General features: G+C 41.4%; 19 protein-coding genes. 14 read left to right on the top strand and 5 right to left on the bottom strand.

Going from position 1 to position 19487, the window contains the following annotated elements; genetic code table 11:
• Positions 1–9 precede the first annotated feature (9 nt).
• From FPL27_RS14465 to FPL27_RS14485, 5 genes are read left to right on the top strand one after another with little or no spacing between them, the layout of a single operon-like run.
• Entirely contained in the window at positions 10–777 is a 768-nt protein-coding gene (locus tag FPL27_RS14465) for a response regulator (protein ID WP_317129448.1), read from the top strand.
• Positions 778–794: 17 nt separating this feature from the next.
• A complete protein-coding gene (locus FPL27_RS14470; RefSeq protein ID WP_143961769.1) occupies positions 795–1175 on the top strand; it encodes a response regulator in 381 nt (126 codons plus the stop codon).
• A gap of 3 nt (positions 1176–1178) precedes the next feature.
• Positions 1179–1457 (top strand): hypothetical protein, encoded by a 279-nt coding sequence (locus tag FPL27_RS14475; protein WP_143961770.1) that lies wholly within the window; start codon positions 1179–1181, stop codon positions 1455–1457.
• On the top strand, positions 1454–2215 hold the full coding sequence (locus tag FPL27_RS14480; protein ID WP_143961771.1) for an MBL fold metallo-hydrolase: 762 nt from the start codon (positions 1454–1456) through the stop codon (positions 2213–2215). Before FPL27_RS14475 ends, FPL27_RS14480 begins: the two co-directional genes overlap by 4 nt.
• A gap of 2 nt (positions 2216–2217) precedes the next feature.
• Positions 2218–3786 carry an NFACT RNA binding domain-containing protein gene (locus tag FPL27_RS14485; RefSeq protein ID WP_143961772.1) on the top strand — a complete coding sequence of 523 codons (1569 nt, stop codon included), beginning with the start codon at positions 2218–2220 and terminating at the stop codon, positions 3784–3786.
• Positions 3787–3845: 59 nt separating this feature from the next.
• Here the strand turns inward: FPL27_RS14485 and pyk are convergent, their stop codons facing one another.
• Complete coding sequence (pyk, locus tag FPL27_RS14490) at positions 3846–5276, bottom strand: pyruvate kinase (protein ID WP_143961773.1); 1431 nt, start codon at positions 5274–5276, stop codon at positions 3846–3848.
• Between the two features lie 15 nt (positions 5277–5291).
• Positions 5292–5720 (bottom strand): IPExxxVDY family protein, encoded by a 429-nt coding sequence (locus FPL27_RS14495; protein ID WP_143961774.1) that lies wholly within the window; start codon positions 5718–5720, stop codon positions 5292–5294.
• Between the two features lie 149 nt (positions 5721–5869).
• Between FPL27_RS14495 and FPL27_RS14500 the strand changes: the two genes are divergently transcribed.
• From FPL27_RS14500 to FPL27_RS14520, 5 genes are read left to right on the top strand one after another with little or no spacing between them, the layout of a single operon-like run.
• Entirely contained in the window at positions 5870–6106 is a 237-nt protein-coding gene (locus tag FPL27_RS14500; protein ID WP_010855324.1) for an acyl carrier protein, read from the top strand.
• 24 nt (positions 6107–6130) lie between these two features.
• Positions 6131–7384: a beta-ketoacyl-ACP synthase II gene (fabF, locus tag FPL27_RS14505; RefSeq protein WP_143961775.1), complete on the top strand. Its 1254-nt coding sequence runs from the start codon at positions 6131–6133 to the stop codon at positions 7382–7384.
• Positions 7385–7386: 2 nt separating this feature from the next.
• Entirely contained in the window at positions 7387–8121 is a 735-nt protein-coding gene (rnc, locus tag FPL27_RS14510; RefSeq protein WP_143961776.1) for a ribonuclease III, read from the top strand.
• Between the two features lie 60 nt (positions 8122–8181).
• Positions 8182–10038: a nitrilase-related carbon-nitrogen hydrolase gene (locus tag FPL27_RS14515; RefSeq protein ID WP_143961777.1), complete on the top strand. Its 1857-nt coding sequence runs from the start codon at positions 8182–8184 to the stop codon at positions 10036–10038.
• Positions 10039–10064: 26 nt separating this feature from the next.
• Positions 10065–11162 carry a prolipoprotein diacylglyceryl transferase gene (locus FPL27_RS14520; protein ID WP_143961778.1) on the top strand — a complete coding sequence of 366 codons (1098 nt, stop codon included), beginning with the start codon at positions 10065–10067 and terminating at the stop codon, positions 11160–11162.
• Here FPL27_RS14520 and yidD read toward each other — a convergent pair.
• Positions 11159–11380 carry a membrane protein insertion efficiency factor YidD gene (gene yidD / locus FPL27_RS14525; protein WP_143961779.1) on the bottom strand — a complete coding sequence of 74 codons (222 nt, stop codon included), beginning with the start codon at positions 11378–11380 and terminating at the stop codon, positions 11159–11161. The genes FPL27_RS14520 and yidD overlap by 4 nt on opposite strands.
• A 167-nt stretch (positions 11381–11547) precedes the next feature.
• On the opposite strand from yidD, the gene FPL27_RS14530 reads away from it, so the two are divergent.
• From FPL27_RS14530 to FPL27_RS14540, 3 genes are all read left to right on the top strand, one after another.
• On the top strand, positions 11548–12987 hold the full coding sequence (locus tag FPL27_RS14530; protein WP_394348513.1) for a BamA/TamA family outer membrane protein: 1440 nt from the start codon (positions 11548–11550) through the stop codon (positions 12985–12987).
• Positions 12988–13072: 85 nt separating this feature from the next.
• A complete protein-coding gene (locus FPL27_RS14535; protein ID WP_235893446.1) occupies positions 13073–13897 on the top strand; it encodes a PorV/PorQ family protein in 825 nt (274 codons plus the stop codon).
• Positions 13894–15990, top strand: a complete 2097-nt coding sequence (locus FPL27_RS14540; RefSeq protein ID WP_143961780.1) for a ComEA family DNA-binding protein — start codon at positions 13894–13896, stop codon at positions 15988–15990. Before FPL27_RS14535 ends, FPL27_RS14540 begins: the two co-directional genes overlap by 4 nt.
• 48 nt (positions 15991–16038) lie before the next feature.
• Here FPL27_RS14540 and mscL read toward each other — a convergent pair whose 3' ends face one another.
• A complete protein-coding gene (gene mscL, locus FPL27_RS14545; RefSeq protein WP_143961781.1) occupies positions 16039–16455 on the bottom strand; it encodes a large-conductance mechanosensitive channel protein MscL in 417 nt (138 codons plus the stop codon).
• 191 nt (positions 16456–16646) lie between these two features.
• On the opposite strand from mscL, the gene FPL27_RS14550 reads away from it, so the two are divergent.
• Positions 16647–18716 (top strand): S9 family peptidase, encoded by a 2070-nt coding sequence (locus FPL27_RS14550; protein ID WP_143961782.1) that lies wholly within the window; start codon positions 16647–16649, stop codon positions 18714–18716.
• Here FPL27_RS14550 and FPL27_RS14555 read toward each other — a convergent pair.
• Entirely contained in the window at positions 18713–19483 is a 771-nt protein-coding gene (locus FPL27_RS14555; protein WP_143961783.1) for a hypothetical protein, read from the bottom strand. The genes FPL27_RS14550 and FPL27_RS14555 overlap by 4 nt on opposite strands.
• Between the last annotated feature and the right edge of the window lie 4 nt (positions 19484–19487).

Genomic DNA, 19487 nt, shown 5'->3' on the forward strand with positions numbered 1-19487 from the left:
AAAAACTAGATGATGAAAGATAAAAAGGTGCTCATTGTTGATGACAATGCTTTAAATAGAAAGGTTTTCGAGAACATCATCCGACATAATTACCTTTTTGAAACAGCCGAAAATGGCTTAGTGGCATTGGATAAACTTAGAGAAAAGGAATTTGATATCATTCTGATGGATATTCAGATGCCCAAGCTTGACGGTATATCCACATTAAAGGTAATCAAGAACGAACATTTATCGGAAGCCCCCATCATTGCGGTGTCCGCATACTCGGACCAAAGTGATCGGGATTATTTTATTGCAACCGGCTTTGATGAGTTTATTGCAAAACCCATTAAGCCTAAAAATCTATTGGAAACCATATTCCAGCACCTTCAGCCTGAAGGGGCCATCTCCTCGCATTCAACTGTTCAGGAAGAAGAAGTAGCACCTCAAGAACCTGAGGAACTTAATGAGAAAATCGTTAAACAATTGTTGAAATATAATACTCCTGATAACATCAAAACAGTATATCTTGATTTTATAGAAGAGGCGGAAGATCTGACTTCTGACATTAAAAATTTAATAGATAGTAAAAATTACAAGGAAATAGGTGAAAAATTGCATATAATTAAGGGTAATTCCGGGACTTTAGGAGCCAATAAGATTTACCATTTCAGTGCATCTTTTGAAAAGAACATCAAAACTTCTAATTTTGATAATATTTCACAAGAACACTTGAAGCTTAAACAATTGTTGGATAACTTTCGGGATTATTTTAGTGACAAGCAATCCATTTTATAAATAATAGGAATTAAAGAATGAGCGATATTAAAAAAGTATTGGTAGCAGAGGATAGCTCAGTCATCATAAATTTGACTAGAAACGTCTTAATGTTTGAAAATTTTCACATTACTTCTGTTAAAAACGGTAAGCAGGTATTGGCCAAGTTGGAAAATGAAGATTTTGACCTGATTTTAATGGACATTAATATGCCTCAAATGGACGGAATTGAATGTACCAAAGCCATCAGAGCCTTGCCGGACAAATCCAAATCCAATGTACCTATTGTTGCCATCACTGGAAACTATAAAAACTACACCCTGGATGACTTTAAACAGGCAGGTCTAAATGATTATGTGCAAAAGCCATTAGATTATGACCACCTTTTGGCTACTGTCAAAAAGCACATCTCTAAGTAATTAATGGCCGTAAAGTATACCAAATCCTACCTTGACAAGTTGGAAAACCTCTTTGCGGAATCCGATTTCATACTCCGATATGAGAAAGGAAATTTCAAATCAGGTTACTGTATACTCAATGACACAAACATTGTCATCGTCAACAAATACTATACTACTGAGGGAAAAATTAATACCCTTTTGGATATTCTCAGAGAACTGAAGTTTAATCCTAAGGATTTTTCCAACAAAAAAAACCAGGACTTCCTTAGCGAACTCCAACAAACTGAGCTCAAACTTTGAGGATAACATTCTTAGGAACCGGCACTTCACAAGGGGTACCCGTAATAGGTTGCCATTGTGAAGTGTGTTCTTCTTTAGATTTTAGAGACAAGAGATTACGCACATCTGTCCATTTGGATGTGGATGGGAAGAGCATCGTAATAGATACCGGACCGGATTTTAGACAGCAAATGCTGCGTGAAGACATCCGGGATGTGGATGCAGTTATTTTCACACACGAACACAAAGACCACACTGCTGGTCTAGATGATATCCGTCCTTTCAACTTCATGCACCAAAGGGATATGCCAATTTTTGGGAGGTATCAGGTTCTTGAACAAATCAAAAGGGAATTTTCCTACATCTTCGAAAACCACAGCTATCCCGGTGTACCGAAGGTTCAGCCTGTGGAAATCACCAATGAGCCATTCCTTGCAGAAGGGGTTCCCATAATTCCAATTGACGTTTTACATTATAAGCTACCCGTTTTTGGTTTTAGGGTAAAGGATTTTACCTACATTACAGATGCTAATTCGATTACTAAGGAGGAAATAGAAAAGATTAAAGGTTCGAAGGTGCTGGTTCTAAATGCACTGAGATTAAAAGACCATATCTCACATTTCACTCTAGAGCAAGCGATAGAAATGGTAGAGAAAATCCAGCCTGAGCAGGCCTATTTCACACATATCAGCCATCAGTTGGGCACTCATTCCAAAGTGGAAAAACTATTGCCGCCTCATATCCGTTTGGCCTTTGACGGGCTAAAGATCGAAATTTAACTATGCATTTAAATTATCATTTTTTCAAATTCCTTTGCCCTGAACTGGACAAAGGATTGAAAGGCTGCACCTTAAAGAATTGTTTTTCACAAAACAAAGATGAGCTGATTTTTGAGTTTGAAAACCAAGAAGAATCCCGCTTTATACGGGCCTTACTTAGCCCCTCAAACACCGTCCTGAGTTTCCCCGACAAATTTGCCCGCAGCAAAAAGAATAATATTGACCTATTCCCTACATTACTCAATCATCAAGTGACCGAGGTAGGGACATTTCTCAATGAAAGAGCATTTTTCATCAAGTTTGAGTCTTACCGCATGCTAGTGTTTAAAATGCACGGCTCCAGAAGCAACGTACTCTTATTTCAGGAATCCAAGGATCAACCTGATGATATTTTCAAAAAATCCCTGCAGGACGATTGGAACATCAATTCTGGAGATTTTTCTAGACCTATGGAGTTCTCGAAAGAAAGATTTTCAACACTTGAGGGCAATGCAGCCCAGTTTGCCCCAACATTGGGTAAATTGCCAAGGCAATGGCTGAAAGAGAAAGGATACATAGAAGCCTCAATTGAAAAAAAATGGCAACTCATGCAAGAACTCTTGGACATGCTAGAAAGTCCTATTTTTTCAATAATCCAAGAAAAAGGCGATTACAAACTCACTCTTCTCCCTGCCTCATCCCCCATTTTTCAGAGCAGCTCTGCCATTGAAGTTAGCAATGAGTTCTTTCGATATGCAGTGGTGTTCGCATCTTTTGAAAAGGAAAAGGACAAACTGCTAAAAAGCTTTCAGGATAAGATCAAGAAAACCGAGGCCTATTTACATAAGTCCCAGCAAAAGCTAAAAACGCTGGTCGACGAAACCAGCCCTCAGCAGCTTGCAGATATCGTCATGGCCAACCTTCATCAAATAGCAGTAAACGAGGAGGAAGTAACCTTATTTGACTTTTACCAAAACAAAAACATTATTGTCAAGCTGAAAAGAGGGATGACCCCTCAGAAGTTTGCCGAAAACCTCTATAGAAAAGGCAAAAACCGGAAAATCGAAATCGCCCAACTGGAAGAAAACATTTCTAGAAAGGAGGATTACCTGCTTGAACTCATGAAAAAATCGGAAGAGATCGAAGCTTTCAATTCTTATCGGGACCTCAAAGCATTTGAAAAGGAAAACAATTTGAGCCTGCAAAAATCAGCATCACTAGAAACCATTCCCTACAAGCGGTTTGAATTTGATAGCTATGTGGTATTGGTCGGCAAATCAGCCAAAGGCAATGACGAAATGCTGCGCTACCACAGCTGGAAAGATGACCTATGGCTCCATGCCAAAGGTGTATCCGGCTCCCATGTGATCATCAAAGGAAAGGGTAAGGAAAACATCCCCAAAGACGTCTTGGAAAAGTCAGCCCAACTTGCTGCCTATTATTCCAAAAACAAGAATGACAGCCTAACCCCGGTCATATACACCCCTTGTAAATATGTGCGAAAAGTAAAAGGCTCAGCTCCCGGCGCTGTAATGGTGGACAAGGAAAAAGTCATCATGGTGTCTCCTAAAGGCCCACAAGAACTCCAATAAAACACATAAGGCCGGACATTTGTCCAGCCTTATGGTGCTTTTCGGTCTACCGTCGCTTATCAGTTCACAATATGCAATTTCAACATATTAGTACGGCCCTTTGCTTTTAGTGGCATGCTACCTGTATTAATGATAATATCTCCTTCTTTGACAAAACCGTCATTTTTCAACTGGTCTTGGATATCCTGAAAAGTCCCATCGGTGCTAGTTTGTTCATCGTAGAAATATGCTCTAACTCCCCAAACAAGACTAAGTTGGGTGATCAGACTCTTATTGCTAGTAAAGATGAAAATATTAGCTAATGGACGGTGAGAGGCAAGTCTAAAGGCTGTAAAACCCGATACAGTAATACCTACAAGGGCCTTAGCCTTAACATTTCTTGAAAGCCTTGAGGCCATCAGTAATAAGTTATTACTTAAAAATGTACCATCATCCTCAGGGATTTTGTAAAGGTTATGATAGATTTCAGCGTTTTGTTCAATGTAATCAACGATGCTGCTCATGGCCTTTACAGTTTCCACTGGATAGTTACCAGAAGCGGTTTCAGCAGAAAGCATCACTGCATCAGCTCCATCCAAAACAGCATTGGCTACATCATTGGACTCCGCACGTGTAGGCCGAGGATTGACGATCATGCTTTCCATCATTTGGGTGGCGATGATTACTGGCTTGCAGGCCAACTTACATTTCTCCACCATTTTTTTCTGCCATAGAGGAACCATTTGCATCGGTACCTCTACACCAAGATCGCCTCTTGCTACCATGATAGCGTCCGAAGCTTCAATGATGGCATCGATATCATCCAGGGCTTCCGGCTTTTCCACCTTTGCAACGATTTTACATTCCTTACCAGCTTTTTCAATCCTAAGTCTGAGGTCCAAAATATCCTCAGCGGACCTCACAAATGAAAGTGCTATCCAATCGACATCGTTTGCCAACCCAAATTCCAAATCCTCCAAATCCTTTTCAGTAAGGGATGGAGCACTCACTTTGGTGCTAGGTAAGTTTATTCCTTTTTTAGATTTCAATAACCCACCGTGGATAACGGTACATTTCACGCTTTTCCCATCAGTGCTGAGCACCACAAGCTCTAAGTTTCCATCGTCAATAAGAATTCTATCCCCTTCCTGCACATCATTAGGAAGGTTTTGGTAAACGGTACTTACGAGACTGGAAGTACCTACTACTGGTTCGGTGGTGATAGTAATAGGGTCACCGGCTATAATTTCTACTCCGTTATTTTCAACTTCGCCTACTCTGATTTTAGGACCTTGAAGATCTTGTAGGATACCAATATTTAAATTAAGTTTTTTGTTGATATCACGAATTAACTTGATGACGTCAGAGTGTCCTTGGTGATTGCCGTGGGAAAAATTAAGTCTGAAAACACTTGCTCCGGCGTGGACTAATTTGGTGAGTGTATCTTCGTTGTTGGAGGCAGGGCCTACTGTTGCTAAGATTTTTGTTTTGTTAAAAACAGGTACCTTCATAAAGTAATTTCAGTTTTAATAGGTTAATAGGTTTTCTTTTGATTTCAGTTTGGTCACATCCAATTTGACCACGTTTTGGACATATGGATGTCTGGAAAGCTCCTCAATATACGCATTTATATTCAATTCGTAGGTATAGTCCTGCAGTAGGAGGAAGTAATCGATGGTTTTAAGCTCCGGCACCAGATAGAGGGCCTTGTCCGATTTTGAGTATGACCTGTTCTTGAGCAACTGAATGAAGCCATGGTCTTTTTCTAATATAAATTGGGAAATAACCAAAGCCGGTTGGTTGAGAAATTCTAACTGGTAATCCTTTGTTTTGATAAGGTCCAATTCGAGCGAATTATTGATCACCCAGGCCATCTTATAGTCCTTTAGAGGGGCTACGAGGCCGATGAGATCAAATTCATATTCATGTACAACTTGGAGCTTGGTTTTCTTCATTCGAGGAAGAATTTAAAAAACCAAAGGTAAAAATTATAGTTCAACTTTTAGCCGTAAGCGGAATATCTAAATTTAGTTTCCTGTTTTTTTTGGCAATAAGGGGATAAATATATTTCTTTGCGGAGTGTTTTAACTAAACTAATCACAAAATGTCTGAAATTGCACAAAAAGTAAAAGCCATTATCGTTGATAAGTTAGGCGTAGAAGAATCTGAAGTTACGCCTGAGGCAAGCTTCACTAATGACCTAGGAGCTGACTCTCTTGATACTGTTGAGCTTATTATGGAATTCGAAAAGGAATTCAACATCTCTATTCCAGACGACCAAGCTGAGCAAATCGGCACAGTAGGTCAGGCAGTGAGCTACCTGGAAGCAAACGTGAAATAAAATTCCATCACTGAAAATTCATTTATGAATTTAAGAAGAGTTGTAGTAACAGGTTTAGGTGCCCTTACACCAATTGGCAACAATCTCCAGGAATTCTGGGAAGGGTTGGCAAATGGTGTAAGCGGTGCTGCACCTATTACTAGATTCGATGCATCAAAATTCAAGACGCAATTTGCCTGCGAAATCAAAAACTTTGACGTAGAGCAATACATCGATAAAAAAGAAGCCAGGAAGATGGATCCTTTCACCCAATACGCTATGATAGTAGCGGAAGAGGCAATGAAGGATTCCGGACTGGACCTAGAAACAATCAACCTCAACCGCGCCGGAGTAATCTGGGGGTCTGGTATAGGAGGTTTGAAGACTTTCCAGGATGAGGTTACCACCTTTGCACATGGAGACGGTACCCCAAGATTCAACCCATTCTTTATCCCTAAAATGATCGCTGACATCAGTGCGGGATTCCTTTCCATCAAGTATGGTTTCAAGGGTCCTAACTTTGTCACTGTATCTGCTTGTGCTTCTGCTACAAACGCTCTAATCGACGCATTCAACTATATCCGATTGGGTAAAGCTGACGTGTTTATTTCAGGCGGTTCGGAAGCTGCGGTAACCGAGGCCGGTATTGGTGGGTTCAATGCCATGAAGGCCCTTTCACAGAGAAATGATTCTCCAGAGACAGCCTCAAGGCCATTTGACAAGGATAGAGAAGGATTTGTACTTGGAGAAGGTGCCGGCGCCCTTATTCTAGAAGAATATGAGCACGCCAAAGCAAGGGGAGCCAAAATCTACGCCGAATTAGTCGGAGGAGCCATGACGGCCGATGCACACCACATCACCGCCCCTCACCCTGAAGGTGAAGGAGCTGGCAATGTGATGAAACTTGCCCTTGAAGATGCCGGATTGACGCCCGAGGATATAGATTATATCAACGTGCACGGTACATCCACCCCATTAGGTGATGTAAGTGAAGTTAAAGCCATCCAAAAAGTATTTGGAGACCATGCTTATAACTTGAACATCAGCAGTACAAAATCCATGACCGGACACCTTCTAGGTGCGGCGGGTGCTATTGAGGCGATTGCAGCTATCTTTGCTGTTCAAAAAGACCTAGTTCCTCCTACCATCAACCATTTTACTGATGACGAGAACCTGGACACCAAGTTGAACCTTACGTTCAATAAGGCTCAAGAAAGAAAAGTAAATGCTGCCTTGAGTAATACATTCGGATTTGGTGGGCACAACTGCTCAATCATCTTCAAGAAAATCGCCGAATAAAATTGAAAATATTTAGGCTACTCAGAGTTCAGGAGCTTATTTACAATAGAAAAGAAAGAAGGCTTGCGGCCGCTATCAAAATGATAGTGGGTCGCAAGCCTTTGAACTTATCTCTATATAAGCTCGCTCTAAAACATGCTTCGGCCGCCGAAGATGTAGGTAATGGTATTAAAGCTTCTAATGAAAGGCTGGAATTTCTCGGGGATGCCGTATTGGGTACCATCATCGCAGAACACCTATTTTTAAAGTTCCCCTACCGCGATGAAGGCTTTCTGACCGAAACCCGTTCCCGTATCGTAAACAGAGAATCTCTCAATCAGATTGGGATAAAACTGGGCTTGGGGAAAATTGTAGAATCTGAACTTTCTGAAAAAGGCATGTATATGCATAAGTCCCTTTTTGGGGATGCCTTGGAAGCATTGGTTGGTGCGGTGTACCTTGACCGCGGTTATGCATTCACCAAAGACTTTGTCTATAAGCGCATTTTGACTCATTTCGATATTGAGCACATCATCACCACCACCATCAATTTCAAGAGTAAAATCATTGAGTGGGCCCAAAAAAACAACCATGCTTTGGAGTTCCACCTTTCCGGCATTCAGGGAAATCAGCGATTCAAGGAATTCACCGTAAACCTGACGGTGAACGAAGAGCAGGTGGCTGAAGGAAAAGGCTCAACCAAAAAGAAAGCTGAACAAGAAGCCGCAAAGACAGCCTGTGAGAAACTGCAGCTTTAGATGTGCTGAACATCCTCCCGATAAATTCGTTTTAAGCCATTAAGATTCTTTTAAACTGTTATGCCTCAATTAAAAATCGCAGGAGCCACTGTCAACCAGACTCCCTTAGATTGGAAGGGTAATTTTGACCGGCTCAAGGCCGCTATTGAAGACGCCCAGCACCAACACGTTGATATTCTATGTTTTCCAGAACTTTCCATCACTGGTTATGGGAGTGAAGACCTATTTTTAAGCTATTGGTACCCAGAAAGAGCCTTGGCCTATGTTCACAAGCTCATCCCATACTGCCAAAATATCACCGTTTGTGTGGGAACCCCTGTAAGGATAAATGAGAAGGTATATAACTGCATGGCTGTGATTGAAAATGGCCACTTGAAAGGGCTGGTAGCAAAACAGTTTATGGCCATTGATGGTGTACATTATGAATTCCGCTGGTTTACCCCCTGGCAACATGGCAAAATAGAGACTATTGAATTTTTTGATGAAGATGTGCCTTTAGGCGATATCATTTTTGAAAAGAAAGGCATCAAGTACGGGTTTGAAATATGTGAGGATGCTTGGAGAGGAGGATTCCGACCCGGCTATAGACTCAAAGACCGGAAGGTCGATTTGATATTCAATCCAAGTGCCAGTCATTTTGCCTTAGGAAAGACTGCCATGAGAGAGGAACTCGCCAAAAGTAGCTCCAAAGAACTTGATGCAGTATACTGCTATACCAACCTGCTGGGCAATGAAAGCGGCAGGATGATTTTTGATGGGGAAATCATGGTGGCCAAAAATGGAAAATTGGTCGAGAAGAACAATCTGCTCAGTTTTAAGGACTATCAAATCCTTTGTTTCAACTTGCACGAGAAGGTAACCGCTTCCATCAAGAAAATACAAAAACAGATTAAAGAAGAAGAATTTGCTCAAGCAGTAAGTCTTTCACTTTTCGATTATATGCGCAAAAGCCGCAGCAATGGCTTTGTACTTTCCTTAAGTGGAGGGGCCGACAGTTCTTCTGTGGCCATTTTGGTTGCTGAAATGGTAAGAAGAGGATTGGCCGAACTTGGCACTGAGGAGTTTTTGAAGAAAATTCATTTTAAAGGACAGCTAAATTCAAATAATCCTCAGAAGGAACTGGTGGGTCACCTGCTCACTTGCGCCTACCAGGCCAGTGACAATTCAGGAGATGAGACCTTTGAAAGTGCCAAGAACTTGGCGGAAAGCATCGGGGCCACATTTTATGATTGGCAGATTGGAGAAGAAGTCAAAGGCTTTACTTCAAAAATCGAAAAAGCCATCGGAAGAGAGCTTACTTGGGAACAGGATGACATCACTCTTCAAAACATTCAGGCCCGGACCCGCTCCCCTATCATCTGGATGCTTGCTAACCTAAACAATGCCTTATTGCTGGCCACTTCAAACCGAAACGAAGGTTCTGTAGGCTACACCACTATGGATGGGGATACTAGCGGCAGCATTTCTCCAATCGCTGCCATAGACAAACCATTTATAATCACTTGGCTGAAATGGGCCGAAAAAGTCCTTGGTTATGACGGTTTGCAATATGTCAACTCCCTTCAGCCCACTGCAGAGTTGCGTCCCCAGGATAACAAGCAAACGGATGAGGATGATTTAATGCCCTATCCGGTGATGTTGGAAATTGAAAAGCTTGCCTTGCGGGACAAGCGTTCACCAGTCGACGTGTTTTTGAATCTGAGAGAGGAATTGGATATTGACCCTAAAATCCTCAAAAACTATATTACCAAGTTTTTCAGACTCTGGGCTCGCAATCAGTGGAAAAGAGAGAGGTTGGCTCCGGCTTTTCATTTGGACGATTATAATGTAGACCCCAAAACATGGTTGCGCTTCCCTATCCTTTCTGGTGGTTTTGAGGAAGAATTGGCCGAATTGGCTTCCCTAGAGGAGGAATAATCTTAACTTAGCAAAAATTTTAAATCATGGTCAGTAGTATTTTAGATTACATTGTTTGGAGCCCCAACCCTGCCGTTTTTCCGGGATTTGAAAGGTTGAGGTGGTACAGTTTGTTGTTTGCCATAGGGTTCATCATTGGCCAGCAGATCATGATTTATATTTTCAAAAAGGAGAATCACAATCCTGAATTGGTGGATAAACTTACCATCTATATGGTGGTAGCTACAATTGTGGGTGCCAGATTAGGGCATGTGCTTTTCTACGAGCCTGACAAGTATTTCAGCAACCCACTTGACATTCTTAAAGTCTGGGAAGGCGGCTTAGCAAGCCATGGTGCTGCTATCGCCATCCTTTTAGCTTTATGGATGTATGTACGAAAAACCCCTGGACAAAGCTATTTATGGGTGGTTGACCGGATTGTGATCGTAGTGGCACTTGTGGGTTGTCTAATAAGGTTCGGTAACCTGATGAATTCTGAAATAGGCGGGAAAGCTACCGATAGTGACTCTGGATTCGTTTTTGCAAGAGATGCTGAAGAGACGTTGGCAACATTGAGGATACCAGTCCTAGAGGTAAATGCCTATAAGCCGGATAACCGCGAGGATGAATTGACTGGCAATGGAATCGTTCCCTTAAATTTTGACATAGAAATTGCAAAAGGGACCTATGAGGAAAAGGATTTGAAAACAGCTCTGGAAACCGATGTCAAATATGTACTGACCAAGTTTAGAAGCTCACAAAAATACCTGGCCGAATCTGCGGATACACCGTTGAATTATACATTGCAAGACCGTGGTGATCATTACGTGGCTACCATTCACACTTTTGGTATTGCTAAATATCCTACTCAAATCTACGAGGCCATCTCCTATTTGCTGATCTTTATTGGATTATATATAGGCTGGGTAAAGTATAAGAATAGAATTCCTGAAGGCTTGTACCTTGGGATATTCCTTGTGGCAGTGTTTGGGATGCGGTTTATCTGGGAATTCCTAAAAGAAAATCAGGTGGAGTTTGAAGAAGGGCTTACATTGAATATGGGGCAGGTACTAAGCATACCTGCTGTGTTGGGAGGATTTGTCTTGATCATTTTGGCAATGAGGAAAAAGCAAACCGAGCTTTAAGGTACCGGGTCATGGCCATGACCACCAAGCGGGTTGCATCGGGCAATCCGCTTTAAACCTAACCATCCACCTTTAAAAACTCCATGTTTTAATATGGCTTCTTTGGTATATTGGCTGCAAGTTGGCGTATAACGACACATAGGAGGCAACAATGGGGATATAAAGTATTGATAAAACAATACGGGCAATATGGCGATTTTTTTGATGATGGTGCTCACTCAGTTTTGGTTTATCCTACTCGATATTATAGCTTTGAATTTCCTACAGCTTTGCTTAGTTAAATAATAACCCAGAAGGCACGTTTATTTAATTCTGACTTTAGGTAATTAAGTTTCAACTGCCTAAGTTAGTTCCTAATTTTGATTTATTAAATACAAAAACCCATTTGAAGTTATACTGGAAATATATCACGCTTTTCTTACTGAGTTTTGCTTCAGGAGTCGTCTTGAATGCGCAAGATTTAGACTCTTTGGCTATGGATCCCATGGCTCCAGAACAAGTGACAGTAAACAATATTTTTATCATTGGAAATGAAAAAACCCGGAAAAGCATTATATCTAGGGAAATGGATATACAAATCCGGACCACATATGACTGGGAGGATTTTATTTCCTTGCTGATTGAGGACCAAAAGAAAATCTACAACCTTCAGCTTTTTACCTCAGTAGAAGTTACCCCATTGTTTGTTGAGGATGACCAAGTGGAAATATTAGTAACTGTGAAAGAGCGCTGGTATGTGATTCCGAGTGTTATCTTCACCTTAGCAGACCGGAATTTTTCGGAGTGGTGGGTCAACCAAAATAGGGATTTTTCTAGAGTCAACTATGGTGTGAAACTTAACCACGATAATGTGGGGGGAAGGAATGAAAAATTAAAGTTATTGGCTCAATTTGGGTTTACTCAAGCTTTCGATATCACTTATTCTAAGCCCTATATTGATAGAAACCAACAACACGGACTTGCAGCCCAGGTCACTTATTTCACAATGAAAACTATACCTATCCGTTCGGCAGACAATAGGCAGGTCTTTTACACCAATGACAATGAAGATGTACTGAGGCAGAATATCGCGGCTAACGTCAAGTATACCTATCGGGGAAGTTTTTATAATTTTCACAATGTAACAGTAGGTTACAACCAGACTTCCATCCATGAGGATGTGCTTGCCGAAAATCCAGACTTTTTTCAACATGATGACAATCAATTGCGCTTTTTCTCGGCCAGTTACAGCTACCGACACGATAAGCGTGATAATGTCGCCTATGCTACCGAGGGTCAAGTATTGAATGTAGGCCTGACCCGATATGGGCTGTTTTCAAATGACGATGTCAATGAAACCGAATTTTCGGTGATTGCGAATAAATACATACGGTTGACGCCTAAGTTCCATTTTGTATCAGGTGTTTCTGGTTCCACCTACCTGAGCCCCCGGCAACCCTATACTTTGGTTAGAGGTGTTGGTTATTTACCCAATTTCATTAGAGGCTATGAACTAAATGTCATCGAGGGTCAGCAAACCATCGCTCACAAAAACAGCTTAAGATATGAGTTGTTCAATAGAGCCTATGATATATCAAGTTTTGTCCCATTGGATGCCTTATCTACTTTTCCGGTACGACTTTATCTGAGCGCCAACTTTGACCACGGGCATGTAAAGGACCGAAACAATTTGCCAGAAAATGCCCGCCTGACGAATAGGTATTTGTATGGGTATGGTTTAGGATTGGATTTGGTCACCTTTTACGACCAAGTCTTCAGGTTTGAATACTCTGTTAACAATCTCGGATTTGGTAACTTCTTCATAAACTTTAGAGCTCCCTTCTAATTTAGTCGTTTAATATCAAGTGGTTATAGTAAATTTATTGTAAATTACTTTCCGATTTTTTTCCACTTATCCAGACATTTTTTTTATGAAGCCTGCTGCATGGATGACCCTGTCCTTATGGACTTGCTGTGTTTTAGTTTCTCTCGCTCAATCGGGAATGGAGGTCTACCCTTCAGGGGCCCGCAGTATGGGCATGGGGAATTCCCACACAACTTTGGTAGATGGTTACAGCCTTTTCAACAATATCGGAGCACTGGGCAGGCTAGAATCTTCCCAGGCCTTCTTTGGCTTTGATCACCGTCTAAATCTTTCTGAACTAACCACACTTTCGGCCGGTATGGCCATGGTAACCCCAAAAGGGAATTGGGGACTCAATGTCAGCCATTTTGGAGGACAGCTTTTCAATCAACAAAATGTGGGTTTGGGATTTTCGAACAAGTTGGGAATCGGAAGTTTTGGATTAAAAGTCAATTACCTACAAACAAACATGGAGGAATTTGGAAGAAGTGGTGTACCTATTTTCGAATTCGGAGGAGTAGCTGAATTGACGCCCAAGTTGTTCTTTGGAGCCCATATTTACAATTTTTCAAGAGCAAAAATGAGCAAGCTTACCAATGACACTTTTCCCACCATAATTAAAGCAGGCTTATCCATAAAACCATCCGAGCATCTGACTTTCAATGTGGAAGCCGAAAAAGACATACTCTTACCACCCATTTTGAAAGTTGGAATGGAGTATGATTTTCAGGAAAAGCTTCAAGGAAGAATGGGTTTTAACTCCAACCCAAACAACCTCTTTTTCGGAATTGGCTTCAGACCCAGAAAATACCAAATTGATTATGCCTTGAGCCAAAATTATAAACTTGGCTTCACCCACCATTTTTCATTTAATCTCCTTTTTGGCCAATGAAATGGTTGTTCGCATTGATTTTCACTTTTTCGGCTGTTTTAGCTTCAGCCCAAACCTTTAAGCCAAAAGAAGTGGATTTGGAAAAATTTGCTGAGGAGTTATTTGCCTTTCAAGAGGAAGAGCTTGATTACGAAAACCTTTATGAAAGCTTGCTTCAACTCCTTCTAAATCCATTGCATCTAAATAAAGTCTCTGCCGAGGAGCTGCAATCATTGTATTTATTGACCCCGTTGCAAATCATTGAATTTATTAACTATCGGTCATTATTCGGCCCCTTGCTTACCATCTATGAACTTCAGGCTATACCTGAGTTTGATTTGGAAACCATCTACAGGTTAGTACCATTTGTAACTCTTGAAGACAGGGAAAACCAATTTACAGGTAATCTCTTGAATCGAATTGCAAATGACAGGGACAATTACCTCATGATCCGGCATCGTCGTGTCTGGGAATCCAGAAAAGGTTACACAGCGCCCGACACACTCTCCAATGGCAATCTGAGCAGTAGATACCTTGGAGACCCTAATGACCTCTACGTGCGCTTTAGAATGCAGCATGCCAAAGATTTCAGCGTAGGCCTAACCCTTGATAAAGATCCTGGAGAGCAATTCACTTGGGAACCCAGTTCAAAGCGGTATGGATTCAATTTTCTATCCTATCATTTCACACTCTTTAATAAAGGAAAGTGGAAAACATTGGCTTTGGGGGACTATCAATTGCAATTTGGTCAGGGATTGGTATTTGGATCGGGATTTTCCGTCGGAAAAGGTGCTGAGGCAATTACTACCGTTCGAAGGAGCACTTTGGGCATCAGGCCTTATACTTCAGTATTGGAGTTCGGTTTTTTCCGTGGTGCAGCATTCACCCGAAAAGAAGGCCGGTTTGAAATCACCGCTTTAGCATCTTCAACGCCAAGGGACGGAAATGTGCAAGTGAGCTTTGACACCCTTGAGAGAGAAGAGGCTTTTATTTCATCCTTAATGCTAAGTGGGCTTCACCGCACCCCGAATGAAATAGCTCAAAAAGCCCAGCTGCGAGAGCATAATTTGGGCGGAAATATTCATTACACTTCGCTTAACCGTTCCTTTCAAATGGGAGCTAATGCACTATATACAGAATACAGCCAATCTTTTCATCGACAAGAAAGAATCTACAATAGCTTTGAGTTTAGAGGAAAACAGAACCATTTGCAAAGCATGTATTTTAACTTCAACTATCAAAACTATTTTCTTTTCGGAGAAACCGCCCGTTCGAAAAGCGGTGGAATGGGAACAGTAGTAGGCTTGATGAGCAGCCTAAGTCCAAAAATAGATTTGTCTTTACTTTATAGAAATTATGCCAAGAACTTTCATACCTTTTATGGGAATGGCTTTGGTGAAAGCAGTCGACCTATCAATGAAACTGGTTTTTACATAGGTTTACAAGCCAAACCTAGGAGAAAGGTAACCTGGTCGGGGTATTATGACCAATTCCGATTTCCATGGCTAAGGTTCCAAGCTTATGCACCTTCTGAGGGTTATGAGTGGCTGCAACGCATCACTTATTCCCCTAGCCGACAAATCTTAATTTTTGTCCAAACCAGAGAAGAAAGCAAGGACCGCAATCACCGGAATACTCCAGTTGGCCCATCAGGCCATATTCTTTCAAAGGCAAAACGCTTCAATACTACCGCAAATTTAGATTTGGTCATAGATCGCCGGTGGAGCATCAAGTCGAGGGTCCAGTTCAGCAGTTATGATTTTGAAGGGCAAAAAACCAGAGGCTACACCATATTGCAGGATTTGACCTATAAATCTCAAAAGACCTCGATAAGCGGACGGATTGCCCTGTTTGATACGGACGACTATGATAACAGACAGTACGTATATGAAAAGAACGTATTATGGGCATTTTCCATCCCCGCTTATTATGGCCAAGGTATGCGATATTATTTGCTGGGGCAATATAAAATCAGTCCCAAACTCACTGTATGGGGGCGTTTGGCACGTACCACCTTTACTGATAGGGATGTAATCAGTTCGGGACTTCAAGAAATAAATGGTTCAAAGCTAACCGAAAGCAACTTGCAAATCCGATACGCCTTCAATAAATAAAAAAATGGACTATAGGTATACTTGTACAATAGTCCATTTTTTCAAAAGTTAGGCTCTTTTCAAAAGATCCCTAATCTCCTCTAGAAGTTTTTCCTCCCGGGAAGGTGCCGGTGGGGGTGTTGGTGCAGTTTCCTCTTTTTTCTGAATCCGTACCATGGAGCGAATTATCATAAATATGATTAATGCTATAATCAGAAAATCTACAACCTGCTGAATGAAATTGCCATAATTAACGGTAACAGCGCTTATCGTTTCCCCAGCAGGATCGATATAGGCTTCCCTAAGTACGACCATCAGATCTTTGAAATCAACACCTCCCAATGCAAGTCCTATAGGTGGCATTAAAATATCGTTGACCATTGAAGTAACCACCCGACCAAAAGCCGCACCTATTATAACAGCTATTGCCAAATCAACAACATTGCCGCGTAACGCGAATTCCTTAAACTCTTTGATAAATGTCATAAAAATTTTGTTTGGTTAAAAATAATATTAACACATAATCTTACTGTTAAATATAACCATTTAAAAACAAAATTCAACGTATACAGTAAGTTCAAATCTATGACAAATTATTTTTACTTAATCTAAATAATCCCAGCCGAACTATTTATTTTTGCCCGAACGTTAAAGGAACAGTTGATCGAAATCCATATATGAACATAGCGGAAACCAATCTCTTAAATAAGCCTAAAGCATTAAAAATAGCCAAGAATCTTTCCATGCACCAGCATTCCAGAGTAGACCACTACTACTGGATGAATGACCGGTCTAATTCAGATGTGATTAATTACCTGAATGAGGAAAATCAGTATCTGGATGCACAGTTAGCAGATACTATCGGGCTTCAAGAAAAGCTTTTCTTGGAAATGAAAGGTAGGATAAAAGAGGATGATGAAAGTGTTCCCTACTTTAAGGACGGTTTTTACTATTATACCAAATATATAAAAGGTGGCGAATACCCGGTTTTTTGTCGTAAAAAAGAATCTTTAGAAGCAGAAGAAGAAATTATTCTGGACCAAAACCTTCTGGCCGAGGATTGTGACTACTTTAATGTAAGTGCAGTAGGTGTAGCACCAAACCAAAATTTATTGGCTTTTGCTCAGGATATTATCGGAAGAAGGATTTACAGTCTGCGTTTCAAGGATTTGAAAACCGGTGAATTTTTGCCAGATGAAATCATTGAGGTAACCGGAAATTTTGTGTGGGCCAATGATAACAGGACCCTGTTCTATTCCAAGCAGGATCAAGATACCCTTCGCTCCTATCAAATTTATAAGCACATTTTGGGTACACCGCAAGTGGAAGATGAACTCGTCTACGAAGAAAAAGACGACACCTTCACTACTTTTGTATCCAAATCGAAGTCTAAACAATATATTTTCTTTTGTTCACAGAGCACTGTCTCTTCAGAGTACAGGTTTTTGGATGCCAATGAACCGCATGGGCATATCCATCTGATCCAAAAGAGAAAACGGGATTTGGAATATGAGGTGGAACATTTTAATGGACATTTCTTAATCCTTAACAACCATCAAGCTATAAATTTCAAGCTTGACAAAGCTCCGGTTGATAATCCAGCCATGGAGAATTGGGTTGAAATAATCCCTCACCGTGAGGAGGTACTTTTGGAAGGTTTTGAGGTTTTCAAAAACCATCTGGTTCTTGAGGAAAGATTCAACGGTCTTTCTCGCATTCAAATCCGAAACATGAGAAATGCCTCCAATCATTTCATTGAAATCAATGAGGAGACCTATACCATTTGGATTGGGCATAATCCAGAGTTTGATACCCATATTCTAAGATTCGGATACAATTCACTTACCACCCCGGCCTCCACATTCGACTATGATATGGAAAGCCGTGAAAAATATCTACTCAAGCAACAAGAAGTATTAGGAGGATTTGATCCTGCCGAATACGAGTCCAAGAGGGAATGGGCCATTGCCAAAGACGGTACTAAGGTGCCCATTTCGATCGTCTACAAAAAGGACCTATTTAATCAAAATGGGCAAAACCCGCTTCTACAATATGCCTATGGTTCTTATGGTTTTAGCACCGACCCTGTTTTCAGCTCCAGCAGATTAAGTTTGCTGGACAGAGGGTTTGTGTTTGCCATTGCCCACATCCGGGGCGGTCAGGAAATGGGCCGCAACTGGTACGAGGAAGGCAAAATGCTCAAAAAGATTAATACATTCCTAGATTTCATTGACTGCTCCGAGTTTTTGATCGACTCGGGATACACTTCTTCAGACCGCCTTTACGCCATGGGAGGCAGTGCTGGAGGGCTTCTGATGGGTGCAGTGATGAACATGCGACCAGAATTGTACCACGGCATTATTGCGGCGGTTCCCTTCGTTGACGTGGTTACTACCATGCTTGACGAGAGTATTCCCTTGACCACGGGAGAATTTGACGAGTGGGGTAATCCCAAAAACAAGGAGTTTTATGATTACATGCTTTCCTATTCTCCATATGATAATATTGAGGCAAAGGCCTACCCTCACCTATTGATCACCTCCGGCCTCCACGATAGCCAAGTCCAATATTGGGAACCCACCAAATGGGCCGCAAAGCTTCGGGAGTTAAAAACCGACGACAACCTGCTACTCCTCTATACAAACATGGAAGCAGGGCATGGGGGCGCCTCTGGAAGGTTTAACAGCCTCAAAGAATTGGCGATGGAGTATGCTTTTATCCTCAAACTGGCAGGAATCAGGAATTAAAACTCTTCATCAACTTCTGCCCTTTCATCGGTTGCTACAATCTCGCAGGCGTTGGAATTAAGGTTTGCCACCGGATGGTATTCCCCACATAGGTATTGAAAAAACTCAATGCCGAAAAGGTAGATGATATGGGGGTACTCAAGCTGCGTGGTCGGGAGCTTAAACTCCATATGGTATGTTTCATCATCTATAGGGAGCATTTCCCCTTCAAACAAAACACCGTCATATTGGTCTTTTTTTTGAAAGCTCAAAGAAACGGCCTGCAGATAAAACCTGAAATGGGTGGCATTTGGTCTTGTATGCATGTCTCGTGCAGGGATCAAATCCGGCACAAATATGGTTAATCCATCCTCCTCAAATTGTAGATAAAAAGGAGTCATAACGGCATTTCGCACACCGACTTTCCTGTTGAGTCGAAGCCCTACCAAAAGATTGAGATCGCCATTCAGAACGGTGCGTTTCCCTCTACTCTTGGTGGGATCAGATTTTACCACTTTCACCATGATAGTCACTAAGCGGTTGAAAAATTCATTGTCCGAGCCACGCACAATGGAGTCTCTCAGCGCTTTTAATATCTCGGCTGCCTGCTTGCCTGCATTTCCGAATTCTGCAAAATTCTCACGTACCCTGGACATTTTGGGGTGCTCCATGATGTAAGAGCGCTCACTCCCACCATTTTCCCTGACCAAGTACACCCCATTTGATTTATAATAGGTCAATTTCCCAAGTGCCCCTATAAACCGCTGTCCACTTTTTTGTATTGCCATGGCT

The organism is Litoribacter populi (assembly GCF_007483685.1).
Taxonomy (GTDB): domain Bacteria; phylum Bacteroidota; class Bacteroidia; order Cytophagales; family Cyclobacteriaceae; genus Litoribacter; species Litoribacter populi.